Source organism: Nostoc cf. edaphicum LEGE 07299, from assembly GCF_015207245.1.
Lineage (GTDB): Bacteria > Cyanobacteriota > Cyanobacteriia > Cyanobacteriales > Nostocaceae > Nostoc > Nostoc edaphicum_B.
In genome coordinates, this window is record NZ_JADEXF010000258.1 from 1 (window position 1) to 5,983 (window position 5,983).

Below are 5,983 nucleotides of genomic sequence, written 5' to 3' on the forward strand. Positions count from 1 at the left end.
ACGCAATACAGTTCAGTTAAGAAAAATTGTAGGTTGGGTTAAGCAAAGCGCAACCCAACAAAGTCCTGCAAATGTTGGGTTTCGTTCCTCAACCCAACCTACATAGTTTACGTATTGAAGTTGTACGGAGTTTTTTTACGCAATCAAAAATTTGGGCGATAAAAATATAGAGGCGCGATTTGTCGCGTCTCTATAAGGGTTTAGCGTTTTTTAATAGATGAGATAAATTGCGTCTCTATGCAGGGTTAGGTTGGGTTCGGTTTTGAAGTAGCTGGATAATTGCAGCTTTTTCTAAGATTCCAACTAGGACGCCATTCTCACGAATCACGGGAAGCACAGATAGCTTTTGCTGTTCGAGTAACTGCATAACTTCCAGCAGAGGTTGATCTGATTGGACTGTGGTAGATTCAGTAATTGGTCGCATGACTTGTTTAACTTGAGTTTCTGACCACAGTGCTGTAGAGATGGTTCTTAAATTATCAACTGCGATCGCACCTACTAATTGTCCATCATCATCAGTCACTAAGAACCGATGCCAGTTTTGCCCACTTATGACTCGCTCATCGGCAAACTCTCTTAGAGTAAGATTAGCAGATACAATCGGGCTGTCATGAGTTACAGCATCTTCGGCTGTCAAACCTGTGAGTTTTTCTTGGACTCTGGCAAATTGAGCCGAATTACCAGCATTTTGCAATAAGAAGAAGCCAATTAACAAGTTCCAGAAGTTACCGGCGTTGCCAAATAATAGTAGGGGAACTACACCAGAAAGAATTGCTACCCAACCAAATATTTGTCCAACTCGACTCGCAAAGGTTACACCTTTATAAGGATTACCTGTAATTTTCCAAACAATTGCTTTCAGTATATTTCCGCCGTCTAAGGGCAAGCCAGGAATTAGGTTAAACAGAGCTAATGCCAAGTTAACAGAAGCTAGAACACCAAGAATTGCAGCTAATGGCCCTGATGCAGCAGTAGTAACACCAATAGTTGTAGCTATACCGCATAATAGTAAGCTAACTAATGGCCCAGCGATCGCTACCCAGAAAGCTTCACCTGGGGTTTTCGACTCTTTTTCTAAGCTCGCCAAACCGCCAAATATAAACAGTGTGATGGATTTGACATCAATTCCCTGGCGAATCGCAACAAAACTGTGGCCTAATTCATGGGCGACGACAGAGGCAAATAACATCAGCGCTGTCATCAATCCTAGTAGCAAAGCTAATCCCGCAGACAATTGGGGAAATTGCGCCGCCAGTCCACTGCTATAGCTCCAAGTTACCAAACCTAGAACTAAAAACCATGACGGATGGATATAGAAGGGAATTCCGAAGAGATTACCAACGCGAATTGTGCCATTCATGTCGTTCACCTTTGATTTCAGCTTCGAGAGGTTTGCTTTCGTCCTTCTCGATGTCTCTAGTGTAACGAAAGGTTAAGAGATTTTAATCTTCGTGACGGTAGTGGTGTCCGTCTGTAAAGGTGCGGTTATTAGGAATATTGTCCAATAACTCTCACTACCTTTCGATTGGTACATCAGGCAGGCGACTCCATTCATTCCAAGAGCCATCATAATTCCGAACATTCGGATAGCCCAATAAATACTTCAAGATAAACCAGGTATATCCAGAACGCCCACCGATAGCACAGTAGGGAAACACTTCCTTATCAGCCGTAATGCCTTTACTCTCATAAAGATTTTTCAATTCGTTGAATGATTTAAAAGTTCCATCCTCATTGAAAGTTAAAATATGCTCAAGATGCACTGCACCGGGAATATGTCCAGTCCGTTGGTCTGCTTTTGGTGGCTGATCGAAAAACCACTCACCGCAGTATTCTTGCAGTGTTCGGACATCCAACAACACGCTATCGCTTCGACCTATCGATGCCTGAACTTCATTTTGTAATACTCGCAGATGAGCATCAATACCTCTGGCATGGTAATCAGTAGAAGCAAACGTAGATAATTCAGTTGCTAGTGGACGACCTTCTGATTTCCATTTTTGGTAGCCGCCATTGAGAACTCGTATATTCTCATGCCCAAAGGCTTTCAACAACCAGAAAATCCAGGCTCCCGTTCCCGGATAACTGCCATAAGCAATCACTGTGGTGTCATTGGTGATGCCTGAACGTGCCATCAGCTTCTCAAAAGCGATCGCATCCAAATTTATCTTCAAATCGGGCAAGAGTAAGTCTGTAAAGATGTTCCAGAAGACAGCACCAGGTATGTGAGCATTTTTGTACGGTTCTGGACTCATATCCACTTCAATAATGCGGATATTTGGATTGTTAAGATGATTTGCAAGCCACCGGGTATCAACGAGAACAGATGGATCGGCGTATTGAGACACTTATATTTCTCCTGTAATAGTGCGAAAAGAATTGAAAGTTGTAGTTTCCTCAACGATTTAGTCTTGGTTGTGGTTGGGAAATACGATGTGCGATGTCCGATGCACTAGGGTTGTGGAAATAGAGAATAAGGAAAAGCCGATGAGCGGGTGGAATACTGCTAAAGGCAAAAAATGCAAGTGAATTGTGAGAAATTGCAGTCCCAGCAGCACTGGCATACTTGCCGTAAGGTTTCGGACTCTTCGAGGAAAGGGAATTAAAAACACCCATATCAACAAAATTAGTGAGAGTCCGCCATATCCTCGCACAAGCCAAATATGCAAGTTCCACCAATCAGAGTTGTAAAAATAAGCCAATCCAACACTGAATATTTGGATTATTAAACAAAGATTGAAAAGCACTGCTGCGATAAAAAAACTGATTTGAATCCAGCGCCCAGATATCTGTGTGTCATCAATGCCAGAATTTACAGTCATATAAAGTAATCCAAAAAACCAAACAAATTAGTCATTGGTCATTGGTCATTAGTCATTAATACAGAGTGGGCAAAAAAACTAAGGACTAAGGACTAAGGACTAAGGACTAAGGACTAATAACTAATGACTCCGCAAAGCGGTTTGATGTGACTAAAGCTAAGATAGGTCTGGTTGCGATACTGCGCCTAGACCTCGAACGAGTACACTTTGCAAATCATGGTTGCCTTACAAGCTCTATTTCATGGAATTGCTCAAGCTCAAGATGAACAGACTTTGCGATCGCACATATCCGCAGAAATGAGTGAGTATTTTTCAGCTACACGATGTGGGCTGTTTTTCTTTGCCCAAATTTCTTTAGTTGACAGCAAGATTAAAAAAGCACTGCAAATAGCATTATCACCTCAGCACAATCCAGTTGCACGCTACTTACTAGAACGCCATGCCCCTGTTCATGAAGCTTTGGTAGTAGAACCTAAAACATGGAAGTTGATTTGTCCTCGTGCCGATCACTGGCACGTTATGGCAGGCCCAATTGTCAGCAATGGTGAGTTAGTGGGTGTGGTAGGTTTGACGCGTCAGCAAGGAATGCCTGCATTTGATTCACAAAATCTTACAGATTTGAGTGCGCTTTGTCTGCACATTTCTACTTGGGTGGCAATGTCGCAATTGCAACAACCACTATTACAGACAGGCCGTTTAACGCCTCGTGAAATGCAAATTGCTTCCTTGGTAGCTCAAGGACAAACCAATGCAGAAATTAGTGCTGAACTTTGGATTACTGAAAACTCTGTCAAGCAAGCTTTAAAAAGAATGTTTCGCAAGCTTGAGGTTTCATCTCGTGCTCACATGGTTGCAAAGCTTTCCACAGTTTCAAAATAAATAACCTTTTTGACGGGAGGCAGAGCCTCCCATAAGAGCATTACAAGGCAGAGCCTTGTAACGAGAGGTAGCATACAGTTGGCTGTCTTTGTCAATGCGTAAGTTCTATTTATTTATGAAAAACAAAAAATATGTATTTTATTAAGTAGGCTCAAGAAATACAGCGTCCTTGTTAAATCTCCGTTTAGCTGATGCTCACGGTGGAAGCCTAAATTTATTTATGGGGATTCCTTCAGCATAGCTGCATCCTTAACTTGCCCCCTGATAACCATTTCTAGCAAAATTCAAGTGAAACGTTATCAGGGGTGTATTTTCTGGCTTAGGCATCCACTTATGCTGGAATTTTCTCCATCTGCTGAGAAGTTTTCTGCAACATCGGGGTAATTATATCAGCGGGCACAGGACAACTGAAGTAGTAACCCTGACCTTCATCACATCCTTGCATTTTCAGGTAGTCAAGCTGTTCTTGGGTTTCCACACCCTCTGCTGTGATGTTCAACCGCAGGCTTTTTGCCAGGGCAATAATCGCATTAGTGACGGCGGCACTATCAGGATTAGATGTGACATCCTGTACAAATGAGCGATCGATCTTGAGCATATTCACAGGAAAGCGCTTCAAGTAGTTGAGGGAGGAATAACCAGTACCGAAGTCATCTAGAGCTAACCATATACCCAGTTCTCGTAATTGTTTTAAGGTTTTAACCGATCGCTCCATATCAGCCATCAAGAAGCTTTCTGTCACTTCCAATTCCAGGTAAGATACTTGAAGTCCAGTCTCTTCAAGAATTTGACTGACGACCTCAACCAGATTTGGTAGTTCAAACTGTCGAGCTGACAGATTTACAGATATCCGAATTGGGTTAAATCCAGCAAGCTGCCAAGCACGGTTTTGGGCACAAGCAGTTCGCAAGACCCATTCACCAATTGGTAGGATCAAACCATTGGCTTCTGCAATGGGAATAAATTTTGCTGGAGAAACCAAACCTAATGTAGGATGCTGCCAGCGAACCAACGCTTCCATAGCTGTAATTTGTCCGCTGTGTAAATCAATCAGAGGTTGATAATAAACCAGCATTTCATTGCGCTCAAGCGCTCTATGTAATTCATTTTCTAAAGTTATTCGCTCCTGCAACTGAGCATTAATTTCTGGTGAATAAAATTGGTATTTGCTACGCCCTTGCTGCTTCGCTTGGTACAGCGCTATATGAGCCTGCTGCAAAAGTTGATCTATGCTATTACGCTCATTTATTCCATTAATTGTGATGCCAATACTGGCGGTGATATGAATCAAGTTTCCTTTTATAGAAAAAGGTTTGCTCAGGGTGCTTAACAGCATCTGAGATAGCTTAATTACACTTTCAAAAGAAACAATATCTATGCGTGAAATGGCAAATTCATCTGTACTCAAATAGGCAACAATATCTGTTTGTGTCATACAGAGTGATAACCTCTGAGCAACTGCTCTTAACAACAAATTTGTTGTTTCATGCTCCAAAACATGACTCATAGCAGTGAAATCATCAATACCCAGTAAAAAGACTGCTACAAAGCGCTGGTTATTTTCAGGTTGAGATAGAGTCTTATGGAGGCGATCGCAGAAGAAATCACGATTGGGCAATCCAGTTAGATCGTCATAATTACTGATGTAATGAATTAATTCATCTAATTTGTAAAGAGTTTGTGAGGTATCCGCCATCAATGTACCGGCTTCATCAGCAAAATCTGTGGGCAATTCAGGTAAAGTTTTGGTGTTTAGATAATTTTGCAATGCCGCAGATGTCAAAATAACCGGTTTGAGGAGGTGATGTAGTGCATAGAGGGTGGCGGCTGTGCCCAATAAGGTAGCCAACAGAGCAATAAGCATAACTCGAATCGCCATCTCCAAGGAATAGGAGTTTGAGATAACGAAACTCAAGAGTAAGGTTAGAAGTGGTATGTGAGTACCCAAAAATGCCACCAACATGATTTTAGCGGTGTAACTTTTTTTGAGTAATGGAAAACTAGCTAGGAACGAGTATAGATTGAGCTTCATAAATTCCATTTGATATTTGGTAAATTAGTTCCGAGCTATTCTGGCAAAAGGGGATTTTTGATTTAAAATTCAGTGCAATTAGCTCTCATGGAACCTAACCCTGATAAGGTTATATATTATGCTTCCCAATTTAGGTTTCTATTTATATGTTTAACCATAAAGTTTGTGTAAAAGTTATCCCTAAGCAAGTTCACAATAAATACCTAAATTATGTTTATTTTTATTAGTTTTCCTTCAGGTGATATAAGAC

At 41.4% G+C, this 5,983-nt stretch carries 5 protein-coding genes; 1 reads left to right on the forward strand and 4 read right to left on the reverse strand.

Annotation, left to right across the window (positions count from 1 at the left end):
* Positions 1–235: 235 nt before the first annotated feature.
* The 3 genes from IQ229_RS09800 to IQ229_RS09810 all read right to left on the reverse strand — a co-directional run bounded on the left by IQ229_RS09800 (position 236) and on the right by IQ229_RS09810 (position 2,822).
* Complete coding sequence (locus IQ229_RS09800) at positions 236–1,360, reverse strand: site-2 protease family protein (RefSeq protein ID WP_194043260.1); 1,125 nt, start codon at positions 1,358–1,360, stop codon at positions 236–238.
* 154 nt (positions 1,361–1,514) lie between these two features.
* Positions 1,515–2,348, reverse strand: a complete 834-nt coding sequence (locus IQ229_RS09805) for a sulfurtransferase (RefSeq protein WP_194043256.1) — start codon at positions 2,346–2,348, stop codon at positions 1,515–1,517.
* A gap of 57 nt (positions 2,349–2,405) precedes the next feature.
* Positions 2,406–2,822, reverse strand: a complete 417-nt coding sequence (locus IQ229_RS09810) for a DUF6220 domain-containing protein (protein WP_194043257.1) — start codon at positions 2,820–2,822, stop codon at positions 2,406–2,408.
* Positions 2,823–3,038: 216 nt separating this feature from the next.
* Here IQ229_RS09810 and IQ229_RS09815 point away from each other — a divergent pair, with 216 nt between their 5' ends.
* Positions 3,039–3,701: a LuxR C-terminal-related transcriptional regulator gene (locus IQ229_RS09815; protein WP_194043258.1), complete on the forward strand. Its 663-nt coding sequence runs from the start codon at positions 3,039–3,041 to the stop codon at positions 3,699–3,701.
* Positions 3,702–4,032: 331 nt separating this feature from the next.
* Here IQ229_RS09815 and IQ229_RS09820 read toward each other — a convergent pair whose 3' ends face one another.
* Positions 4,033–5,733, reverse strand: coding sequence for a putative bifunctional diguanylate cyclase/phosphodiesterase (locus tag IQ229_RS09820; protein WP_194043259.1), 1,701 nt, complete (start codon positions 5,731–5,733; stop codon positions 4,033–4,035).
* Positions 5,734–5,983: the final 250 nt, after the last annotated feature.